Origin of the sequence: Haloglomus halophilum, assembly GCF_024298885.1 — an archaeon.
In the GTDB taxonomy this organism is placed as follows: Archaea; Halobacteriota; Halobacteria; order Halobacteriales; family Haloarculaceae; genus Haloglomus; species Haloglomus halophilum.
In genome coordinates, this window is sequence record NZ_CP101166.1 from 1,440,291 (window position 1) to 1,460,662 (window position 20,372).

The following is a 20,372-nucleotide window of genomic DNA, read 5'->3' on the forward strand; positions in this document are numbered from 1 at the left end:
CGCCTGTCGCTCCGGTCGGGTAACGGAAACGGGCAACCGAGGCGCCGAGCGCCGCGGTTTCGACGGTCGGACCAGAACCCCTTTCGACGTCTCTCGCGTACCCCACGCAAGAATGGACAGACGAGAGTTCCTGCGGGCGGGTGGAGTGGCCGGGGCCCTCGCGCTGGCAGGCTGCACGGGAACCGACGGCGGGGACGGCGGGGGCGGTGCGAGCCCGACACCCACGCCGGCCGGTGGCAGCGGCGGAACACCCACGCAGGCCGACGACGCGTCGCTCCCGGAGGGGGTCTACGTCCAGCGGTTCTCCGAGACGATGGCGATGCAGGGGACGGAGACGGCGGACGGCTACGCCGCCGGGCTGATGTACGCCGCCCCGCACGTCTTCTGGAACGTCGTCGGGTCGGAGCTGGAGCAGACGCCGAAGGAGTCCTCGGACAGCGTCCACCTGATGGCCGTCGTCTGGGACCCGGAGACGAACACGGTCCTCCCCGAGGTGGGCGTCTCCGTCGAGATCCTCCAGAACGACTCGCTCGTGAGCCAGGAGGTCATCTACCCGATGCTCTCCCAGCGGATGGGGTTCCACTGGGGCGGGAACTTCCCGCTCGACGGCGACGGGGAGTACGTCGCGCGGGTGAGCATCGGCGGGATGAGTACCCGCCGGACGGGCGCTTTCGAGGGGAAGTTCGGCGAGCCGACCACCATCGACCTCCCGTTCGCGTTCAACGAGACGGAGCGCTCGAAGGTGACCGTCGAGGAACTGGAGCAGTACGGGCAGCGCGGCGCGGTCCAGCCGATGGAGATGGGGATGATGCCACAGGCGTACGCCCCCGCGAAGGCGGATCTGCCCGGCGAGTTCCTCGCGGAGACGACCAGCGACGACGCCGTCTTCCTCTCGACGCAGCTCTCGGGCGACACCGCGAGCCGGTTCGGGGCCGAACACTACCTCGCCACCTCGACCCGGACCCCGTACAATCGCATCGTCCTGCCGTCGATGGCGGTCGAGGCGACCGTCACCCGGGACGGAGAGACGGTGTTCGACGGCGCGCTCGCCCGGACGCTGGACCCCGACCTGGGCTACCACTACGGCGCGGCCGTCGAGGGCGGGGTCCAGGCCGGCGACGAGGTCGAACTCCGGGTCCCGACGCCGCCACAGGTCGCCCGGCACGAGGGGTACGAGCGGGCGTTCCTGCAGATGGAGCCGATGACGTTCACGGTCTGAGCGGGCGGGATCCGTTCGACCGCCGCGCCCGTGCAACCGGCGCGACCGTGCAATTCTGGTCCGAATTGGGAAACAGGCTATACGGGACGAGCGACAGCGTACGGGCAGTGCAACGACGCTCCCTCGTCGCGGCGGCGCTCGCGCTGGCCTGCGTGGCGGCGCTGGCGGCGGTTCCACTGCCGGTCAGCGCCCACGTCAACGACGTCCGTGCGGACCCGCAGGTCTCGGCCGACGGGACCGTACTGGTGGAGACGGCGTACGTCGCCGACGACGCCTGGATCGCGCTCTACCGCGACGACGATGGCGAGCGGGGCGAGCTGCTCGCCTCGCAGCGGCTGAGCGGCGCCGGCTTCCGCACCGACCTGGGAGTGACCATCGACGAGGCGGCCTGGAGCGACTGGAGCGAGGGCGAGGCCGGGACCGTCCACATCGCGCTCCACAACGACGAGGGGTCGAGCGGCTTCGACCGCGAGGAGGACCCGGTCCTGACCTTCTTCGGTCGGGAGGCGACCGACCGGTTCACGCTCGAACGCGGCCCGGGCGCCTACGTCGGCACCCGGGCGTTCAGCCCCCAGGAGACCGACGGGCCACGCGTGACCGTCCGGACCGCACGACTGCCGAGAGACGGGCATCTCGTCGCGCGGAACGTGACCAACGCTGGCGACGAGAACGAGACCGCGCTGGAACCCGTGGGGTCGACCGCGCTGTCAGCCGGGACCCACGGCAACGTCACCGTCGAACTGGACGAGGAGTACTACGAGCGTCAGGACGCCCGCGCCCGCATCGGCTTCACCGTCTACCGCGACGACGGCGACGGGAGCTTCGGCCCCGGCGACGAGCCGGTTCGCGCGGGCGACGAGCCGGTCACCACCTTCGTCTTCCTCAACCGGACGGACGCCGCGGGCGGCGGCGAGGCCGGAGGCGAGGGAGCGGACGGCAGCGATGGCGACGGCGCGGCGGTGACCACCCCGAGCGCGACCGACGGGACGGACGAGAGCGACGACGGCGGCCTCGTCACGACCGCGACGGCCGAAGCGGCGGACGGTTCCACGGCGACGGGTGCCGGAACGACGACCGCCACCGACCCGACCGTCACGAGTACGGACGGCCAGCCCGGATTCGGCGTGCTGGTCGCGGTAGTGGCCGTCGTGGCCGTGCTCGCGGCGGGCGGACGGCGCCGACGGACCTAAACACGAACGATGACTACCCACCTGCATGGCGAACGGGCCGCTGCTCATCGTGCTGCTGGCACTCGCGGGTGTCGCAGCGGCCACGCTACTCGGACTGGCGCTCGCGGGCTTTGCCCGCCGGCGCTCCCGGCCGTACCTGCTGGTGGCGCTCGCGCTCGCGACGCTCCTCATCCGCGTCGCGGTGGCGTCGGCCGCGATGGCCGGCCTGCTGACGGACCCCGACCACCATCTCGCCGAGCACGTGCTGGACGTGCTGATGGCCGCGCTGGTCATCGCCGCCGTCTACACGGCCCGCTCGGTTCGCAGGCGGGCGAACGCCGACACCGACACCGAGCGCGAGGTGGTCGACGATGACTGAGACGCGTGAGAACGCGACCCGGCGGGCGATCCACGACCACGTCCACGAGCGCCCGGGCGTCCACTTCAACGAGTTGACCCGGGTGCTGGACCTCGCGCCCGGACAGGTCCAGTACCACCTGAAGCGGCTCACCCGTGCCGACCGCGTCGTCGCCGCCGACCTGTTCGGCCGGACCCACTACTACCCGCCCGAGTTCGACGACTGGGAGCGGGCCGCGCTGGCGCTGCTCCACCGCGAGACGAGCGCGGACATCGTCGCCGAGCTGCTGGCGGCGGGGCCGCTCGGCGCCAGCGAAACCGCCGAGCGCGTCGGTATCGCCCGCTCGACCTGTTCGTGGCACGTCGACCGACTGAGCGAGGCCGGCGTGGTCCGGACGGAGCGCGACGGGAACCGCGTGGTGCTGGCGCTGGCGGAGCCGGAACGGACGGCACGACTCCTGCAGCGGGCCGAGCCGTCGCTCCCCGAGCGGCTGGTGGACCGGTTCACGCGGCTGGTGGATTCGCTACTTGCCGAGTGAGTAAGTTCAGCAACACCCAGTTATCGACAATGTAGACGAGTTAGAGAGTGATCGAGTAGCATCCGAGATATTTCACCCGGTCTCATCGACAACACGGACAACCCCGTATCCCTCGCGCTCTGCCGCCATTTTAACCTGTAGAACCACATATAAACTCGTAAATTATATTTTTTCTAATATAGAGGACGTTTAATCCTCGAACGGCGCCTCGCCATCAGGAGTCGGAAGCGCCCGGAGCGAGCGCGGCGGCACGAGGAAGTTGCCCCGGTGTCGGACGAAGATGTACTCGAGGATGCCGTTGTTCACGCGCTGTCGCACCGCGGGCGTCACCTCGGTCAGGTCCTGGCCGTTCATCGCCTCGCGGACGGCGTCGAACTCCGACATCTCGCGCTGGAGTGACGGGAAGTGCAACGCCGCGATGCCGTCGTCGGCGGACTCGAAGTGCCGGCGGTTGAGTTTCACCCCGCCGTCCTCGTCCCGGTTCGCGCGGGCGGCCTTCTGCGCGTGGCCCACGCGGCCGTGCTCGCGGGCCTGCTCGCGGATGGTGTCGAGCGTTGCGTCCACGCGGGAGTCGTCGCCCAGGTTCTCGCCGACCCCCTCGACCCAGTCGTTCTCGGCGTGCATCGGCGAGAACATCTCCATCACCTGCTGGGTGAAGTCCTGCTCGCCGTACCAGTCGGCCAGCCGCTGGCGGAGGTTGGCGACGTGCTTCGTGGTGCCGCCGGCGAACGGGCCCTCCCGGATGGTGACGCGGTCCTCGGGCGCCTGGTTCCGTCTGAAGCCGGCCTTGAACCCCATGAACAGCGGACTCGCCTCCGGGACGGGGCCGTCCGCCGGAACCCCCTCCAGCCCCTCCTGTTTCGAGGCGGGGAGGCCGGCGCCGACGAAGCCGGTCCGGCGGTCGGCGACCTCGAAGACATCCGTGAGCGCGGCATCGAACGCGACGCCGTTGGCCGTCGCGCGTTCGCCGGTGAGCGCGAGCTCCGCTTCCAGCAGCGCGCCCGGGCGGTCGCTGGCGAGGTGGACCAGCGCGTCCTGCCGGTCGAAGTCGGGCGTCTCGAACGCGGAGAGCCGCTCGGCGGGGTAGATGTCCACGCCCTCGGGGAGCGAGCCGTAGCGCTGGAAGTACTCCGGTGAGTACGCGATCGAGCGCAACAGTCCCTCGTGGGACCACGCGTACGCCTCGTCCAGCCGGGTGAGCGCGCGCTCGACGGTCGCGCGCTGGTCGGGGGTCGGCGCCCCCTCGCCGGGCAGGTCCAGATAGAGCAGCGTCTGGTGGCGCGGCAACTGCTCGTTGCCGAACTCGTCGCGGCGGATGAACTCGCCCCAGGCGAACTGCCGCGTCGGGAGCGTCGAGAGGTCCGCCGGCCCCGACGGCACGGGCGGGCGGTCCTCGCCCTGGTAGCCGACGGCGTCGAGACACGCCGACAGCCCCACGCTCCCCCCGACCGCGACGGCCGCTTTCAGCACGTCGCGGCGGCTCCGGTCTGTCATGCGCCCACCTTGGTCCGCCGCGGATAAGCCTCCTTCGGGCGGTTTCCCCGCGGACCCCTCCCTCGCGGTCACTCGCCCGCGCCGGTCGGCGTCGGCAGCGCACGCAGCGAGCGCGGCGGCAGCAGGTAGTTCCCCCGCCGCCGGACGAACGTGTACTCGAGGATGCCGTTGTTGACGCGCTGGCGGATGGCCGGGTTCTCCGTGAGCTCCTCGCCGTTCATCGCCTTGCGGGTCTCCGCGAAGTCCGCGATGGCCTCGTGGAGCGCGACGAAGTGGAGGGTCGCCTGGCCGTCGTCGGTGGAGTCGAAGTCGCGCCGGATGATGAGCGGCGAGTCGTCCTCGCGGGCGTCGGTGGCCATCTTCTGGGAGTGGCCGACGCGCCCGTGCTCCCGGGCGCTCTCGGATGGGTCCTGGCAGTCGTCCATCCCGGAGTCGGTCCCCAGCGACTCGCCGGTGCCGCCCTCCGGAATCTTCCCCTCCTCGGCGTGGGCCGGACAGAACATCTCCGCGACGCGGTTCTCGTGGTCCTGCTCGCCGTACCAGTCCTCCAGCCGGAGCCGGAGCTTGGAGACGTGCTGGGTCGTCCCGTCCGCGAACGCGCCCTGCGAGATGGCGACACGGTCCTCGGTGGCCTGGTTCTTCTTGAAGCCGGATTTGAAGCCCATGTACAGCGGCGCGTCCTCGGAGACGGGCTCGTCGTCGGGGACGCCCTCGACGTCCTGGTGCTGGGCGGGGAGCCCCGTTCCGACGAAGCCGGTCCGACGGTCCCGGACCTCGAAGGCGTCGGTCAGCGCGGCGCCGAACGACTGTCCGTTCGCTTCCTCCCTGTTCCCGCGCAGGGCCTCCTCTGCCGCCAGCACGACCGGCCCGTGGTCGCTGGCGAGGTGGAGAACGGCGTCCGGGTCCTCGAGGACGGGGTCCTCGAACGAGGAGAGCGCCTCCGGTTCCGGCAGGTCGACGTTCCCCGGCAGGTCGGCGTCGAACCGGTCGAAGTAGAACGGCGAGTAACCGACCGTGAACAGCAGGCCGTCCGCGCTCCACTCGTAGGCGCGGTCGAGGTCGTCGAGCACGGTCCCGACGGCCTCGCGGTCCCCGGCGCTCGGCGTCCCGTCGCCCGGCAGGTCCAGCAGCAGGAGGACGTGGTGGCGGGCGTTGCGGACGTTGCCGGCATCGTCCGTCGGGAGGGCGCCATCCCAGGCGTACTGGCGGGCCGGACGCGAGGCCGGGTCGCTCCCGCTCGGCGCGTCGGGCCCGCCGCCCGGCAGCCGGTCGGTGCAGGCCGACAGCGCGCTCGCGCCGCCGATGGCGACGGCCGCCTTCACGAACTCGCGGCGGCTCCGTTCCGTGTCCTTGCTCACCATACCTCGCTCGCCTCCGGTCGGGTCGTGCTGGTCATGTCTCTGTCTCCTCGGCGGTCACAGTGTTAGTTCCGTCGCGGGCATCTCCAGGAACGCCGTCTCGTACCCCTCGTGCCGGGCGACCTGTGGCGGGGTCGTCACCCGGAGTTCGAGGTCGGCGCCCGACGGGACCGACTCGACGGCCGCGCCGTAGTGGTAGTTCAGGTCCGGGTCGAGCGTCCGCGTCAGGGCGCCGTCGAAGACGGTCTCGCCGCCGCTCGTCAGCGTCCCCGCCATCGCCATCGCGGGCAGGACCATCCGGTTGTACGGGGTCCGTGCCGAGACGGCGAGGTACTGCGAACCGTCGGGCGCGTCGACACCCTCGGGCGGCGATTCGAGCGTGGTCACGACGAGTTTCGCGTCACCCGTCTCGGCCGTCCCGCGCACCGTGCCCGGCAGCTCCTCGCCCGGCGGCAGCGTCGACTGGGGCAGCATCTCCATCTCCATCGGCTCGCGGGCCATCTGCTTGCCCGCCTTGTCGGGCGTCTCCTGGAAGGTGATCTCGTCGCGCTCGGCCTTGCTGTAGTCGAACCCGATGGTGGTCTCGGCGGGGTCGCCGAACCTGCCCTGGAACGCGCCCGTCCGCCGGATGTTCATCCCGCCGACGGAGAGGGTCACGTCGTAGCTCCCGTCGCCGTCAAGGGAGAAGTTCGCGCCGTAGTGAAAGCCCATCGGCTGGGAGAGCATCGGGTAGATGACCTCCTGTGTGACGAGGTCGCCCCCCTTCGTTATCTCGACGTCGAGGCCGGTCTCCGGGAGGACGGTGCCGGTCTCGGGGTCCCAGACGCTCGCCATCAGGTGGACGTCGTCGTCGTCCTCGATGCTCGTCTTCTGGACCTCGTCCCCGTTGACGTTCCAGAACCGGTGGGGATAGCTGTACATCAGGGCGAACTTGTAGTCGCCTGCTTCCCCCGTCCCGGTCATCTGCATCCCCTCGACGTGGGTGGGGAAGTAGACGGCGTCGGGGCGGTTCGAGAGGACCGGCGGGCTGGAGAGCGAGCGGGTCTCGACGAGCCCCCCACACCCGGCTAGCGCGGTCGCACCCGCGGCACCGGCGCCCAGCAGGAGATCGCGTCGTTGCATTGGCTCCTCGTCCGGTCTCCCCGCCAAAACGGGTTCTGGTCCGACCGTCGAAACCGTCGTGGGACTCGGGAGACGGGCGTCCGCGCGGGAGGGTGGGTTCAGGGGCGCCGGCCGCTGCCGAGCGCTAGCGCGGCCACGATGGCTGCCACGATGGCCACCACGGGACCGAAGCCAGGCTGGCCGGCCACCTCGGTCGTGTCGTCGCCGGGCGTCGCGCTCGGGGGCCTGGTGGCCCCGTCGTCCCCGCCCGGCGGCGCGGTCGTCGGGACCGGTGTCGTGACGATGCCGCCCGCCCGCTCGGGTTCGACGCTGAACCGGGTGGCGACGCTCTCGTTGCCCGCGCGGACCGCCGGTTCGTCGCCGTCGAACTGCCCGTCCCCGTCGTCGCGGTGGAGGCTCACGCGCGCCGCGAACGACCCCTCGGTCGCCGCGTAGAACGAGTCGTTCACCGCGACGGAGACGTTCTCGTGCGTGCCGGCACCGAGCGTCCGCGCGCCGACGACGCGGCCGTCGGCGGTCCGGTTGCGGACGACGAGGTGCCCGCGCTCGGGCAGGGTCGCCCGCCGGACGGTCACGCTCGGCCCGTCGGCACGCTGGGGGAAGTCGTCCTCACCGGTGACGACGGCCCGGTGGCCCGGTTCGACGACGAACCGGTCGGTGACGACGACGCCGAACCCACCCAGCGGCGGGTCCGCGCTGGTGTACTCGCCGTCCCCGTCCTCGCCGTGGAGGACCACGACGACCTTCCGTGTGGTCCAGTTGCCCCACGCGTCGTCCTCGATGGTGACCGCAATATCCGTGTAGAAGGCGTTCCGGCGCGGGAGCCGGGTCGCCCCGAGCGCCTCGCCGTAGCCGTCCGCGGTCCGCTCGTGGAGCACGGCCCAGCCGGACTCCTCGACGAAGGCTCCCTCGACGAGGACCGTCCCGTCGGGGGTCACCTGCGCGTCCGCGGAGACGTAGTTCACCGAGTGTCCGCCCGCGACGCCCGCACCCACGAGCGCAGCGGCCAGCACGAGGAGGGTCAGCGTTGCGGCACCCGGTCGCATGGCCGGACGTTCGATACCCGGGCCCAAGAGGCTGCGGGTTCATCCCCGGTGGTCCCACGCTGCTGCCACCGTCCACGAGCAGACGCTACCTGTCAGTCGGACGGGCGCGCGCAGCGAGCCCCGCGGCCCCGGAGCGGCCGAGGGGCCCGGAGGCGTCGCAATCGATACTATCACCGCGCGCCTTCCCCCGTGCCAGCCCGCCCCACCCGAACGAACGCTTTTTGCGGTGACACGCCCTCGCCAGACCTGTACGGATGACCGACGACGACACTCACGGGAGCGACGACACGCCTCCCTCCGCGGCCGACACCGGGACACCGGTCGCCGATGGAGGGAGCGCAGCAGGAGCGGACGACGTCGCGCTGGACCCGTGGGGTTCCTCGACCGTCGGGGACTACCGCAAGCTGTTCGAGGAGTTCGGCATCGAGGAGTTCGACGACGTCCTCCCCGAGGTCCCCGAGCCGCACTACCTGATGCGCCGGGGCGTCCTCTTCGGCCACCGCGACTACGGCCGCGTGGCCCGCGCGATGCGCAACGACACCACGGGCCCGGACGAGCCCGCCGACGCCGCCGTCCTCTCGGGGTTCATGCCCACCGGCGACCCGCACATCGGCCACAAGATGGTCTTCGATGAGATCATCTGGCATCAGGAGCAGGGGGCCGACGCGTTCGGCCTCATCGCGGACCTCGAGGCCCACGCCGCCCGCGGGCTCTCGTGGGACGAGATCGACGAGCACACGCGCTCGTACCTGCTCTCGCTGCTCGCGCTCGGCTTCGACCCCGGGGAGGGTGAGCTCTACCGCCAGTCCACCAACCGCGAGGTGCAGGACCTCGCGTTCGAGCTCGGGACGAAGGCGAACTTCTCCGAACTCTCGGCCATCTACGACTTCGACGGCGAGACCGAGGTGTCGTACATGCAGTCGGTCGTCACGCAGATGGCCGACATCCTCTACCCGCAACTGGAGAAACCCCGACCGGTCGTCATCCCGGTCGGCCCGGACCAGGACCCGCACGTCCGGCTGGCACGGGACCTCGCGGCGCGGATGCGCTTCTTCAAGGTGACCGAGGGGTACGCCAGCTTCGAGGTCGACGACGAGGAGCGCGACCTCCTCGCCCGGGCGTACGAGGCGCTGGAGGCCGAACGCGGCGAGGACGACGGCCCGGTGCGCTGCGAGGACGCGGCCGACTGGCTCCGCGAGCACGCCGACGCGAGCGACGCCCGCGCAGGCGCGGTCGAGAGCCTCGACTCGGGCGGCAAGGAACCCCTCCGCCCGCGCGTGCGCTTCCTCGACCGGAACGCGACCGACGAGGCGTTCGAGGCGCTCATCGACGCCGTCGAGGGCGAGAAGCGGGTCTTCGAGGGCCACGTCGACGCGTTTGATATGGACCGGGCGGCGGCCGAGGACCTCGCCCGCGAGGTGGAGGTCGAGCACGGCGGCTACGGCTTCCAGCCGCCGTCCTCGGTGTACCACCGCTTCATGACCGGGCTCACGGGCGGGAAGATGTCCTCGTCGGTCCCGGCGAGCCACATCTCACTGCTCGACGACCCGGAGGACGGGTACGATAAGGTCAAATCCGCCGCGACGGGCGGGCGCGAAACCGCCGAGAAACAGCGCGAACTCGGCGGCGAGGCCGACGAGTGCCCCGTCTACGAACTCTATGCGTACCTGCTGGCCGGCGACGACGACGAGTTCGCCGCCGAGGTGTACGAGGAGTGCGTCGGCGGCGAGCGGCTCTGTGGCGACTGCAAGGAGCAGGCCGCGACGCTGATGCGCGAGTTCCTCGACGAACACCAGGAGAAGCGCGAGGAGGCTGCCGAGTTGCTGGAGGAGCTGGACATCGAACTGGAGAGCCCGCGGAAGAGATAGTTCGGATATCTGGAAATTTTCAATCTTATTTGCACTTTTAGTAGATTGCAAATGCGTTATCTGGCTAAATTGAGGTCCAATCAGCGAAACTGGATCCTGTTGAAAGCCCCCGCCCGCTCGGGGTTCCGGGGCTCGCTGCGCTCCTCGGCCTCACTTCGTTCGGCCTGCGGTGCTTGCTTCGCCCGGGAACCGCCGAGCGGGCGGCCCCTTTCAGTCCCGCCCTGTTGTCTGTTGCACCGAGCGTTCCGCGTGGCGGTTCCAGCGGAGTGCTCGTGTCCCCTCACCTCCCCGCGCCAGCGGCGCGCGTGTTCCGGCACGCTCGCTCCGCTCGCGGCCTCCACGGCAGGGCCGCTGGCGCGCTTCCTGATTCCGGAACCGGCCGGTCGCGCAACCGCTCTCCGGCCGGGAGCACGTGGTGAGGCCCCTGCGGCCGAACCCGCGCGACCTGGGGGAGGGCAGGGCCACTGCGCCCGTGCCACCAGCCCCGTTCCTGGCGGACTCGAAGGGCGAGCGATCTCGACCCGTCCCGGAGGAAGCAAGCACCGCAGGGAGCGAGCAACGCGAGCGACCGAGGAGCGCAGCGATTCCCGGACGGTCGAGAGCGCGAGGGCTTCGTAGGTGTCGCCGCCGTCAGTTCGGTCGCTCTTCGGAGCGCGCGAGGCCTTCGTAGCCGTTCGTGTCGCCGCAGTCGCCGTTATCATAGAAGAGTACCAGCGCGCTTCCTGGTCCCGGAACCGGGGGTCGGCTCAAGTTGAAATAGGGGGACGCGGCCAGAGGGCCCATGCCCGACACCGACGCGGTCAGGGTCATCGCCGGAGAGAGCACGACCACCTTCTTCACGAACAACGGGAGCGACGGCGCGTGGCGGCCCGAGCGCGAGCAGCACGGCCGGCTCGTGACCGTCGTCAAGCCCGACGGGACCACGCTCGTCCACGACGCCAGCGGCTACCAGCCCGTGGCGTGGCTCACGCGCCCCGAGCACGTGACCGTCGAGCGCGAACGGCCCACGAGCGCCGACGGCGACCAGACGGTCGTCACCGCGGTCGACGGGGACAGCCGCCTCCGGGTCCGGGTCGACGCCGCCGCCCGCGAGACGCACCCAACCTCCGCGTCGGGCGCACCCGTCGGAACCTGTGACTGTGGCGGCACGCTCGTCCGGGACACCGGCGGGGTCGCCTGCGTGGCGTGCGAGGCGCGCTACGGCCTGCCCGCGGGCGCGACCGTCACCGACGAGTCGTGCCCGGACTGCGGCCTTCCCCGCTTCCGGGTGGAGCGTGGTCACGCGTTCACCGTCTGTCTGGACCGGACCTGCGAGTCGCTCGACCGGGCCGTCACCGCCGCGTTCGACGGTGAGTTCGACTGCCCGGACTGCGGCGAACCGCTGCGCGTGCTCCGCAGGGGCGGGCTCATCCTCGGCTGCGACGCCTACCCCGACTGCACGTTCTCGGCCACCGTCCCCGACGGCGTCCTGGCCGGCGAGTGCGACTGCGGGCTCCCGACGTACGAACCGCGGGCGGGCGATGGTGCCGGTGACGAGCGCTGTCTGGCTGCCGGCTGTGGCCACGAAGGGGGCTGAGCCGGGCGAGACAGCACCCGTGGGGGGCTGTCATCACACCGTCATCGCTATGCCCGGCGAGGCGAACGGCCGGCCATGGAGGGACAGTCACGAACCGACGACATCGTCCGGGTGCCGGCCAACGGCCGCGAGCAGTTCTACGACTCGCGCGGCTACGGCCGGCCGGCGGGTGACGCGCTGGACCTCGCGCCGGTCGAGGCCGCACACCTGCTCTACCGCGGCGACCTCGATTCGGTCGACGGCCGGGGCTTCCGCGAGTACCTGAGCGCCGTCGACGGCCTCGCCGTCCGCTTCCTCGTCTACAAGGACCTCCGGGACCGCGGGTTCTACTGCTCGCCCACCCGCGAGGGCTGGAGCGAGGCCGTCGACCCCGACGATACGGCCGACTTCCTCGTCTACCCGCGCGGGAAGGGGCCCTGGGACGAGGTCGTCGAACACCGGGTCCACGTCGTCGGGGAGCGGACGACCGTCCCCGCGGCCGAACTCGACGGTGGCGTCCTCGCGGTCGTCGACGAGGAGTCCGAGATCACCTACCTCGACACCCGCCGTGCTGCCGTCGAGGGCGACACCGACCACGAGCCCCCGGCCGGCGTCGCGGCGACCCTGCTGGGCGACCGCGTCGTGGCGTGGGACCCGCCGGAGAGCCTGTACGAACAGGGATTCTACGGCCAGCCGCTCGACCGCGACGACGACGCCCTCCAGCTCTCGCTCGTGGAGGCCGCGTACCTCGCCGAGCGCGGGGCGCTGGACGTACAAGCCGACGACCGGGGCGACGGGCACGCGGCGGTCCTCGCCCGCGGCCGCGAGGCCGAGGGCGGCCGATTCGACCGCCGGCTCACGGTCTACACGACGCTCCGGGACCGCGGCGTCGTCCCCAAGACCGGCTTCAAGTTCGGCGCCGACTTCCGGACCTACGCCGAGGTCGAGAGCGTCGAGGAACTGGGGCACTCGGAGTTGCTCGTCCGGGTGCTGCCGGGCGGCCACACGTTCGCACCGCGGGACCTCGCGCTAGACGTGCGGCTCGCGCACGGCGTCCGCAAGGAGATGGTGTTCGTGCTGGTCGACAGCCAGGGCGAGGACGCGGCTGCCGCCGGGGGCACAGCCGACGGCCCGGATATCGAATGGCTCCGGGTCCAACGGCTCACACCCTGAACGCGGAAGAGCCGAGGAGAAACTACGTCCCAGCCGTCACTCGGGCTTGAGGCCCGCACCCTGGACGCGCATGACGGCCTCCCCGTCGGGGAGGTTGGGCGCGTCGACGAGTTTGACGATGCGCTTGTCCTGCTTGGACTTCTTCAGGTAGAGCCGGAACGTCGACTTGTGGCCGAGGATGTTGCCGCCGATGGGCTTGGTCGGGTCGCCGAAGAAGGCGTCCGGGTTCGACTGCACCTGGTTCGTGACGATGACCGCGGTGTTGTAGAGGTTGCCGACGCGGTCGAGGTCGTGGAGGTGCTTGTTGAGCTTCTGCTGGCGGTTGGCGAGTTCGCCACGGCCGACGTACTCCGCGCGGAAGTGGGCGGTCAGCGAGTCCACACAGAGCAGCCGGACGGGGAACTCGTCGTCCTCGTACTCGGCAGCGATCTCCTGGGCCTTCTCGGCCAGCAGGATCTGGTGGTTGGAGTTGAACGCCTTGGCGACGTGGATCTTGTCCAGCATGTCCTCGACGAGCGCCTCCAGTGCGTCCTCGTCGTCGGCGCCGCCCTCGATCTCGCGGGCTTCCAGGGTAGCCTCGATGACCTCGTCGGGGAGCCCGCGGACCATCTCGTCGATACGCTCCGGGCGGAACGTGTCCTCGCTGTCGATGAAGATGGCGCGGCCCTCCAGCCCGCCGTGTTCCTGCGGGAGCTGGACGTTCACCGAGAGCTGGTGGGTGACCTGACTCTTCCCGGCGCCGAACTCGCCGTACACCTCCGTGATGGACTGGGTCTCGACGCCGCCGCCCAGCAGCTCGTCCAGCTCGTCGATGATGAACTGGAGCTTCCCGATCTCCTCGCGTCGGGTCAGCACGTCGGCGCCGGTCTCGAAGCCGCCGATGTCGGCGGCCTCACGAGCAGCGTTGATGATGTCGCCCGCGCTTGACTCGCCCACGTCGGCCTTGTTCGAGAGCTCGGCGGGGCTCGCGACAGCGATGGACTGGAAGGAGTCGTAGCCGTTCTCCTTGAGCTTCTCTGCAGTTGCGGGACCCACACCGGGGAGGTTCTCGAGGTCAGCTGTCGTCGACATACCCTGGCGTTGTGCCCCCCGTCATATAAAGTCTCGTCAACAGGTAGGTGAAAGTGAAATCGCGAGACGTGACCGTGGTTGTCCGGAGGCGGAGACGAGGGTTCAGGTGGGAAGCCAGCAGGGTGCGGAAGTCATCGCGGACATCCGGGGAATCGCCGTCCCGAGACCGACCGAACGGACCGTGTCGTAGAAGTACGGCTGGTGCGGTTATCCGGGAGAGATAGTTCAGGCGATAGACGGTTACACGAGGATATCAACCTCGTAGCCGTGCGCCTCCAGCGCGTCGACGAGTTCCACGACGTGCTCGTGGCCACGGGTCTCCAGGTCCAGTTTCACGTCGGCGGCGTTCATCTCGATATCCCGCGAGGTGCGGTCGTGCTGGATTGCGTAGATGTTCGCGCGGGCCCCCGAGATGACCTCGATGAGCTGTTCGAGCGCGCCCGGGCGGTCCTTCAGCACCGTCCGGAGCCGGAGGTAGCGCCCCGACTCCACCAGCCCCCGCATGATGACCGTCGTGAGCACGTTCAGGTCGATGTTCCCCCCGCAGAGCGCGGTGACGACGGTCTCGTCGTCCTCGTAGTCGAACGCCCGCTCGAGTACCGCGGCGAGCGGTACCGCCCCGGCCCCCTCGACCAGCGTCTTCGACCGTTCCAGCAGCGCGACCAGCGCGTTCGCCGTCTCGGCGTCCGTCACGGTCACGACCTCGTCGACGCGCTCCTCGATGATGGGGAACGTCTTCTCGCCGGTCTTCCGGACCGCGATACCGTCGGAGATGGTGTCGACGCGGTCGCGCTCGACGGGTTCTCCCTTCCGGAGTGACTCGGCCACCGCCGAGGCCCCCTCGGCCTGCACGCCGACGACGCGAGCGTCCGTCTCGGCCTTCAGGACGGTCGCGATGCCGCTGATGAGGCCGCCGCCGCCGATGGGGACGACGACCGTGTCCACGTCGGGCATCGCCTCGACCATCTCCAGCCCGATGGTCCCCTGCCCGGCCATGACGTCGTAGTCGTCGAACGCGTGGATGTAGGTCCGGCCCTCCTCGCGTTCGAGTTCGTGTGCGTGCTCGGCGGCCGCGTCGTAGTCGGCCCCCGCAAGCACCACCTCGGCGCCGTACCCGCGGGTCGCGTTGATCTTCGAGATGGGCGCCTGCTCGGGCATCACCACCTTCGCGTCGACGCCCTCGGTCGTCGCAGCCAGCGCCACGCCCTGTGCGTGGTTCCCGGCGCTCGCGGTCACGACGCCGGCCGCCCGGTCCGCCTCATCCAGCAGGCGGATCTTGTTGAGCGCGCCGCGGATCTTGAACGCACCCGTCCGCTGGAAGTTCTCCAGTTTCAGATGCACGTCGGCGCCGGTCCGCTGCGAGAAGGTGTGCGAGTAGTCGAGCGGGGTCTGCCGGACCACGTCCCCGATGCGGTCCCGGGCCGCCCGCACGTCCTCGATATCGAGCATACGCGGCGCTACCGGCGCGCGGGAGTTGTAGCTTCGCCCCGGCGACGAGTGCCGCCGCTGGCGAGCGGTGAGTGCTTCGGGGAAGCGGAGCGGGAGCCGCCCCGACCACCCCGGGAGCAAGGGAGCGTGTGTGCACTCGGATAGATGCCGTGATGGTGGATAAACGCCCGCCGTCCGCGGTGAAAGTGAAAACCGCACGATAGAGGCGTGTCTGACGGGGCGAACGTCAGACATCCCGTGCGGCAGCCCGCCACCGCTCGCCGCAAAGCGACTCGTCTAGAACACGGAGTCAGCCGTCGCCGCGCCGACGACGCTGAATATGGCGCCGATACTGACGGCGTAGGCGGTGACCAGCGGCCACTCCGCGACGGGGATACCCAGTCCCGAGAGGAACGTCTCGGGAGCGCCGAACGCCAGCGCGAGCACGAGCACGGAGCCGAAGGAGACGAGCATCAGCGAGATGAACCGGGCCGGAACCCCGACGACCTCCGTCTCACGGTCAGGGTCCCGGTCGTCGGCCTGGTACAGCGCGCCGTAGCCGATGGCGAAGACGATGCCGACGGTGAGCAGGGCCTGCCAGACGGACATGCTCACGGCGAGCACCCACACCTCCTCGGTGACGACGAACGGGCCAGCGAGCAGGAACCCACCGACGACCTGCTGGGCGATGTCGGCGGTCCTGAACCGGCGCGAGGGTCCGACCATGCCACGATACTGAACGCCGGTCGATAAAACGCTCCCGGGCCCCCCGTTGACCGTCTGCCAGTGCCCCTGTTACTCCGGGGCGACCCCGACAGTCAGCAGGGTGCCCAGTTCCCGATATCGTTCGACCATCGCCGCACGCGTGTCGAATCCCTCCGTCGGGAACGCCGTCTCTGGGGGTATCTCGGTCTCCCTGTCGGGGATGTTGTCCTGCTCTGCGACGAAGAGGCCGGCTTCCCGGAACGCCTCGCGGTACTCCTGTCGGTCCCAGCGGGTCATCTCGATGGCGATGTTCTCCTGCCAGCCGTGTGAGTGGACGTTCTCCTCGTAGTAGTTCACCGCACAGAAGAACGTGCCACCCGGGCGGAGTACCCGCCGGAGTTCACGGAGCGTCCGGAGCGGGTCGGAGGCATAGTAGAAGGCCTCCATGGAGAAGACGTGGTCGACGGAATCCGTCGCGAACGGGAGCGCGTCGAAGTCGCCACGGACGTAGCTCACCCGACTGTCGTCGGTGTACGAGCGAGCGTTCCGCAGCATCTCGGGGGACGCATCGAGCCCGTAGCCTCGGCCCGCTCCCTTCGTCTCCCGGAGCGCTCGCAACGCGTACCCGGACCCCGTCCCGAGGTCGACCACCGTCTCCCCCTCCTCGACGGGCATCCGAGCGAGGACGTGCTTTGCGGTGTGCCAGTGGCGGTCCTCCATCCCACGGTCGCGGCCGTCGGCGGCCCAGGTGTCGAACTCCTCGCGAACGCTCATACGCACTCCAGCAGGGTGCGCCAGTTACGCTCTTCGAGAGACGGCCCGACCCGACGATCCCCGGCGCTACTCGTAGAGGACGAAACAGGAGAGCAGTCCCGTCCCGTCGCGCGACGCCTCGATGTGGCCACCCCGGACGCTGGGGACGTCCGCATCGTCGACGAGGACCTCGGAGAGCGTCCGTTCCAGGCGCTGGAACGCGCCCAGCGTGAGGTCATCGCCCGCGACGAGGTAGGCCAGCCAGCCCTGCGGGGACGACGAGAGGGAGAGCCCCGCGCCGTCGTAGCAGGTCCGAAGCGAGGCCTCGACGGCGTCCCGGTCAGGTGGGGAGCGAACGAGGGGAGCGTCGTAGTCGACGGCCGCGACGACCGGGACCGCGACGTGACCTGCGGAGAACAGGTCGTGAAGCGTCGCGAGGTCGACCGGGAACGCCATGGAACTGGACGTCGACCCGAGCACCGCGGACACCAGCTGGTCGGTCACGCCGGCCACGGGCGGCTGTCCCGACCCGGCTCCCGGAGCCGGGGGGAGCTGACCCGGGTCGACGGGAACCAGGCAGTCCGCGGTCGACCGGAGTGCAGTGAGCGCATCCCGGACCGACGAGTCCATCGAGTCCGCCGGCAACGTCGGGATGACGACAGACGGGGCGTCCTCCCGTGCCGCGAGCGCGGTCGTCCGGCGGAGGAGGCGGCGGGCAGTAGAGTCACCCAGCGCGCCGGTGAGCACGTGGATGTCGGCGGCCTCGACGAGCGACACCAGTCGGTCGGGGGGGTCCGTCGCGGGCGCTGCCCGTGTCGGGGGGTCGTCGGTCACCGGTGCCTCCCACACCAGTGTGTCGTCGATGCCGTGGACGTGAGGTGGGTGTCCGTCACCGTCCCTGCCACCGTCGTCGCCACCGCCGCCGGAGACGGACACCGCCGTCAGGACCGTCTCCCGGACGTCGTCCACGGCTCTGTAGGTGGTGGTGACCCTGCCGACTCGCTCGCCGCCGGCCGCACCGCACCCGATGACCGCCGCCTGCGGGGGGCCGAACTCCGAGGCTGCCTCGTCCCGCTCGGCGTCCCGCTGCTCGGCCGCAGCGTGGTCGAGCGCGGCCTCGACGATATCCTCCATGTCCCCACTCGTCGTGCCCGCCGCTTCAACCTTCGTCGGACATCGGGATGACGCTCCACCTGGGCCCTCCAGCTACGGGTACCGCCCGTGCCGGACCTCGCGAGGTGGTGGGTGCACACGGCCGCGAGTTCGGGAGGCGCCCCGTGGCCGGAGTGATGTCCCGGCCCGATTCCGGCCGCACCGTTAATTATCCGTGGCCGAGGTATCCGAGATGAGCTGGTAGATGTCCCACGGTGAACGTGAGCCCGCGGCGGAGCTCGGATTGCTCGACGCGACGATGATCGGGATGGGGGCGATGATCGGCGCCGGCATCTTCGTGTTGACGGGGCTAGCTGCGGAACTCTCCGGACCGGCGGCCATCCTGGTCTTCGCCCTGAACGGAGTTGTTACCGCCTTCACAGGGCTCTCCTACGCGGAGTTGGCCTCCGCGATTCCCAAGAGCGGCGGCGGCTACGCCTTCGTCCGGGAGATCTTCGACGACCTGCCGTCGTTCGTGATGGGGTGGATGCTGTGGTTCGCCTACATGATCGCCGGCGGCCTGTACGCGCTGGGGTTCGCGCCGAACTTCCTCGAGCTCCTCCACGTCTACGGCTACGTCCCACCGCCGGGCGAGGTGGGCGCCGTCGCGCTCCCGCTGCTGCCGGCGATTCCGGCGACGGTGGCGCTGGCGTTCGCCGCGGTCCTCGTGCTGGTGCTCGTGAACGCCGTCTCGACCGCGGCGAGCGGCAGCGTCGAGACGATATTCACCATCGTCAAGGTGACCATCCTCGTCATCTTCGTCGCCTTCGGCTTCCTGTCGGCGGGTGGCGGCGGGGAGACGAGCTTCACGTTCCAGAACTTCGACCCGCTGTTCACCGGCGACGGCGGCGCGCTCAGCATCCTCCCGGCGATGGGGCTGACGTTCATCGCCTTCGAGGGGTACGACCTCATCACCACCGTCACGGAGGAGGTGAAGAACCCCCGCGAGAACATCCCGAAGGCCATCTTCGCGAGTCTGGCGGTGACGGTCGTTGTCTACCTGCTCGTCGTGACGGTCGCCATCGGCACCCTCGGAGCGGAGGGGCTCGCGGCGGCCGGCGAGGCCGGTATCGCCGAGGCGGCGACCTCGTTCATGCCGAAGGGGCTCCCGGTCATCCAGAACGGGGGCGCGGTCATCGTCTTCGGCGCCGTCTTCTCGACCATCACGGCGCTGAACGCCGTCGTCATCGCCTCCTCGCGGGTCGCGTTCTCGATGGGACGGGAGGGCCAGTTGCTCCCCCGCTTCGGCCACATCCACCACCGCTTCGGGACGCCGTTCCTCGCGATTCTCGGCAGCGCCCTCGTGATGCTCGGTTCCGTCGCGCTCCCGACGAAGAGCGCGGGGAACATGTCCAGCCTGTTCTTCCTGCTCTCCTTCATCGTGGTCAACGGCGCGCTCATCAAACTGCGACGGGAGCGCCCGGACATGCGCCGACCGTACGAGGTCCCGTACTATCCGGTGACGCCGGTGCTGGCCATCGGCCTGAACCTCCTGCTCACGGTGGTCCTCGTGGAGTACCTCTTCCGGACCGACCTGCTGGCGCTGGCGCTGAGTGCCGGCTGGATCGCCCTCGGGGTGGTCGGGTACTACGCGCTCGAGCGCCGCCCGGAGGTGGCAACCGGGGACGAAGGGCCCCCCGAACCGACCCCGTCGGACCCGGAGGATGATTAGCCATGCCGTACAGGGGTGACGCATGAACGGGGACCTGCGTGTCGTCGTGGTCGGCAGTGGGCGGGTCGGACTGCGGGTGACCCGGCTGCTCGACGCCCGCGGCCACGACGTCGTGATGGTCGAACGGAACCCGGACCGCGTCGAGCGCGTCCTCGACGCCTACGTCGCGACGGTCATCGAGGGGGACGCCACGCATCCGTCGGTCCTCGAGCAGGTCGACCTCGACCGCGCGGACGTGGTGGCGACGATGACCGACACGATGGGGACGAACCTCTCGGTGGCACTGCTGACCCGGCGGCTCGCGCCCGACGTCCGGACGGTGATGCGTGTCGTCGACGGCAACATCGAGGAGTACGAGGACTACGCCGACGCGCTGGTCTTCCCCGAGCGCGCGGGCGCGACCGCCGCCATCAACGCCGTCCTCGGCGGCGACGTCCGCACCGTCGAGAACCTCCCCGGTGAACTGGAGATCATCGAGATGACCGTCACCGAGGGTGCCCCCGTCGCGGGCAAGACCCTGCAGGAGGTATCGCTCCCGCGGGGCAGTCTCGTGGTGTCGGGTGCCGCGGGACACGCCGTCGCGGCGTCCGACACGCGGCTGGAGCCCGGTCACGGCTACCTCGTCGCCGTCGAGAACCAGGTCGCCGACGAGGTCACGCGGCTGTTCCGTGGCTGAGACGGCGGCCGGCGA

18 protein-coding genes are annotated in these 20,372 nt (G+C 70.3%); 9 read left to right on the plus strand and 9 right to left on the minus strand.

Annotated elements, in window-relative coordinates; translation table 11 throughout:
* Window positions 1–112 precede the first annotated feature (112 nt).
* The 4 genes from NL114_RS07120 (at window position 113) to NL114_RS07135 (ending at window position 3,284) form a co-directional block, all read left to right on the plus strand.
* Entirely contained in the window at window positions 113–1,219 is a 1,107-nt protein-coding gene (locus NL114_RS07120; protein ID WP_254824096.1) for a DUF7350 domain-containing protein, read from the plus strand.
* Window positions 1,220–1,326: 107 nt separating this feature from the next.
* Entirely contained in the window at window positions 1,327–2,409 is a 1,083-nt protein-coding gene (locus NL114_RS07125; protein WP_254824097.1) for a DUF7282 domain-containing protein, read from the plus strand.
* 25 nt (window positions 2,410–2,434) lie between these two features.
* Complete coding sequence (locus NL114_RS07130) at window positions 2,435–2,767, plus strand: DUF7471 family protein (RefSeq protein WP_254824098.1); 333 nt, start codon at window positions 2,435–2,437, stop codon at window positions 2,765–2,767.
* Window positions 2,760–3,284 (plus strand): winged helix-turn-helix transcriptional regulator, encoded by a 525-nt coding sequence (locus NL114_RS07135; RefSeq protein ID WP_254824099.1) that lies wholly within the window; start codon window positions 2,760–2,762, stop codon window positions 3,282–3,284. Before NL114_RS07130 ends, NL114_RS07135 begins: the two co-directional genes overlap by 8 nt.
* 189 nt (window positions 3,285–3,473) lie before the next feature.
* Here the strand turns inward: NL114_RS07135 and NL114_RS07140 are convergent, their stop codons facing one another.
* From NL114_RS07140 to NL114_RS07155, 4 genes are all read right to left on the minus strand, one after another.
* Window positions 3,474–4,778, minus strand: a complete 1,305-nt coding sequence (locus tag NL114_RS07140) for a DUF7405 family protein (protein ID WP_254824100.1) — start codon at window positions 4,776–4,778, stop codon at window positions 3,474–3,476.
* A gap of 68 nt (window positions 4,779–4,846) precedes the next feature.
* Window positions 4,847–6,139, minus strand: a complete 1,293-nt coding sequence (locus NL114_RS07145; protein WP_254824101.1) for a DUF7405 family protein — start codon at window positions 6,137–6,139, stop codon at window positions 4,847–4,849.
* A 54-nt stretch (window positions 6,140–6,193) separates the two neighbouring features.
* Window positions 6,194–7,258: an iron transporter gene (locus NL114_RS07150; RefSeq protein ID WP_254824102.1), complete on the minus strand. Its 1,065-nt coding sequence runs from the start codon at window positions 7,256–7,258 to the stop codon at window positions 6,194–6,196.
* Window positions 7,259–7,356: 98 nt separating this feature from the next.
* On the minus strand, window positions 7,357–8,304 hold the full coding sequence (locus NL114_RS07155; RefSeq protein ID WP_254824103.1) for a DUF7282 domain-containing protein: 948 nt from the start codon (window positions 8,302–8,304) through the stop codon (window positions 7,357–7,359).
* 254 nt (window positions 8,305–8,558) lie between these two features.
* Between NL114_RS07155 and NL114_RS07160 the strand changes: the two genes are divergently transcribed.
* The 3 genes from NL114_RS07160 (at window position 8,559) to endA (ending at window position 12,900) form a co-directional block, all read left to right on the plus strand.
* Window positions 8,559–10,172, plus strand: a complete 1,614-nt coding sequence (locus NL114_RS07160; protein WP_254824104.1) for a tryptophan--tRNA ligase — start codon at window positions 8,559–8,561, stop codon at window positions 10,170–10,172.
* A 781-nt stretch (window positions 10,173–10,953) separates the two neighbouring features.
* Window positions 10,954–11,748: an endonuclease NucS domain-containing protein gene (locus NL114_RS07165; protein ID WP_254824105.1), complete on the plus strand. Its 795-nt coding sequence runs from the start codon at window positions 10,954–10,956 to the stop codon at window positions 11,746–11,748.
* Between the two features lie 75 nt (window positions 11,749–11,823).
* Window positions 11,824–12,900, plus strand: coding sequence for a tRNA-intron lyase (endA, locus tag NL114_RS07170; RefSeq protein ID WP_254824106.1), 1,077 nt, complete (start codon window positions 11,824–11,826; stop codon window positions 12,898–12,900).
* 36 nt (window positions 12,901–12,936) lie between these two features.
* On the opposite strand, the gene radA is transcribed toward endA, so the two are convergent.
* The 5 genes from radA to NL114_RS07195 all read right to left on the minus strand — a co-directional run bounded on the left by radA (window position 12,937) and on the right by NL114_RS07195 (window position 17,991).
* On the minus strand, window positions 12,937–13,971 hold the full coding sequence (gene radA, locus NL114_RS07175) for a DNA repair and recombination protein RadA (protein ID WP_254824107.1): 1,035 nt from the start codon (window positions 13,969–13,971) through the stop codon (window positions 12,937–12,939).
* Window positions 13,972–14,211: 240 nt separating this feature from the next.
* Window positions 14,212–15,420, minus strand: coding sequence for a threonine ammonia-lyase (gene ilvA, locus NL114_RS07180; RefSeq protein ID WP_254824108.1), 1,209 nt, complete (start codon window positions 15,418–15,420; stop codon window positions 14,212–14,214).
* A gap of 276 nt (window positions 15,421–15,696) precedes the next feature.
* Window positions 15,697–16,125: a DUF2391 family protein gene (locus NL114_RS07185; protein ID WP_254824109.1), complete on the minus strand. Its 429-nt coding sequence runs from the start codon at window positions 16,123–16,125 to the stop codon at window positions 15,697–15,699.
* A gap of 69 nt (window positions 16,126–16,194) precedes the next feature.
* Window positions 16,195–16,878, minus strand: coding sequence for a class I SAM-dependent methyltransferase (locus NL114_RS07190; protein WP_254824110.1), 684 nt, complete (start codon window positions 16,876–16,878; stop codon window positions 16,195–16,197).
* A 66-nt stretch (window positions 16,879–16,944) separates the two neighbouring features.
* On the minus strand, window positions 16,945–17,991 hold the full coding sequence (locus NL114_RS07195; protein WP_254824111.1) for a hypothetical protein: 1,047 nt from the start codon (window positions 17,989–17,991) through the stop codon (window positions 16,945–16,947).
* A gap of 223 nt (window positions 17,992–18,214) precedes the next feature.
* Between NL114_RS07195 and NL114_RS07200 the strand changes: the two genes are divergently transcribed.
* Together NL114_RS07200 and NL114_RS07205 are read left to right on the plus strand one after the other, a co-directional pair.
* On the plus strand, window positions 18,215–19,681 hold the full coding sequence (locus NL114_RS07200; RefSeq protein WP_254824112.1) for an APC family permease: 1,467 nt from the start codon (window positions 18,215–18,217) through the stop codon (window positions 19,679–19,681).
* Between the two features lie 22 nt (window positions 19,682–19,703).
* Entirely contained in the window at window positions 19,704–20,357 is a 654-nt protein-coding gene (locus NL114_RS07205) for a potassium channel family protein (RefSeq protein WP_254824113.1), read from the plus strand.
* The last annotated feature ends 15 nt before the right edge of the window (window positions 20,358–20,372 follow it).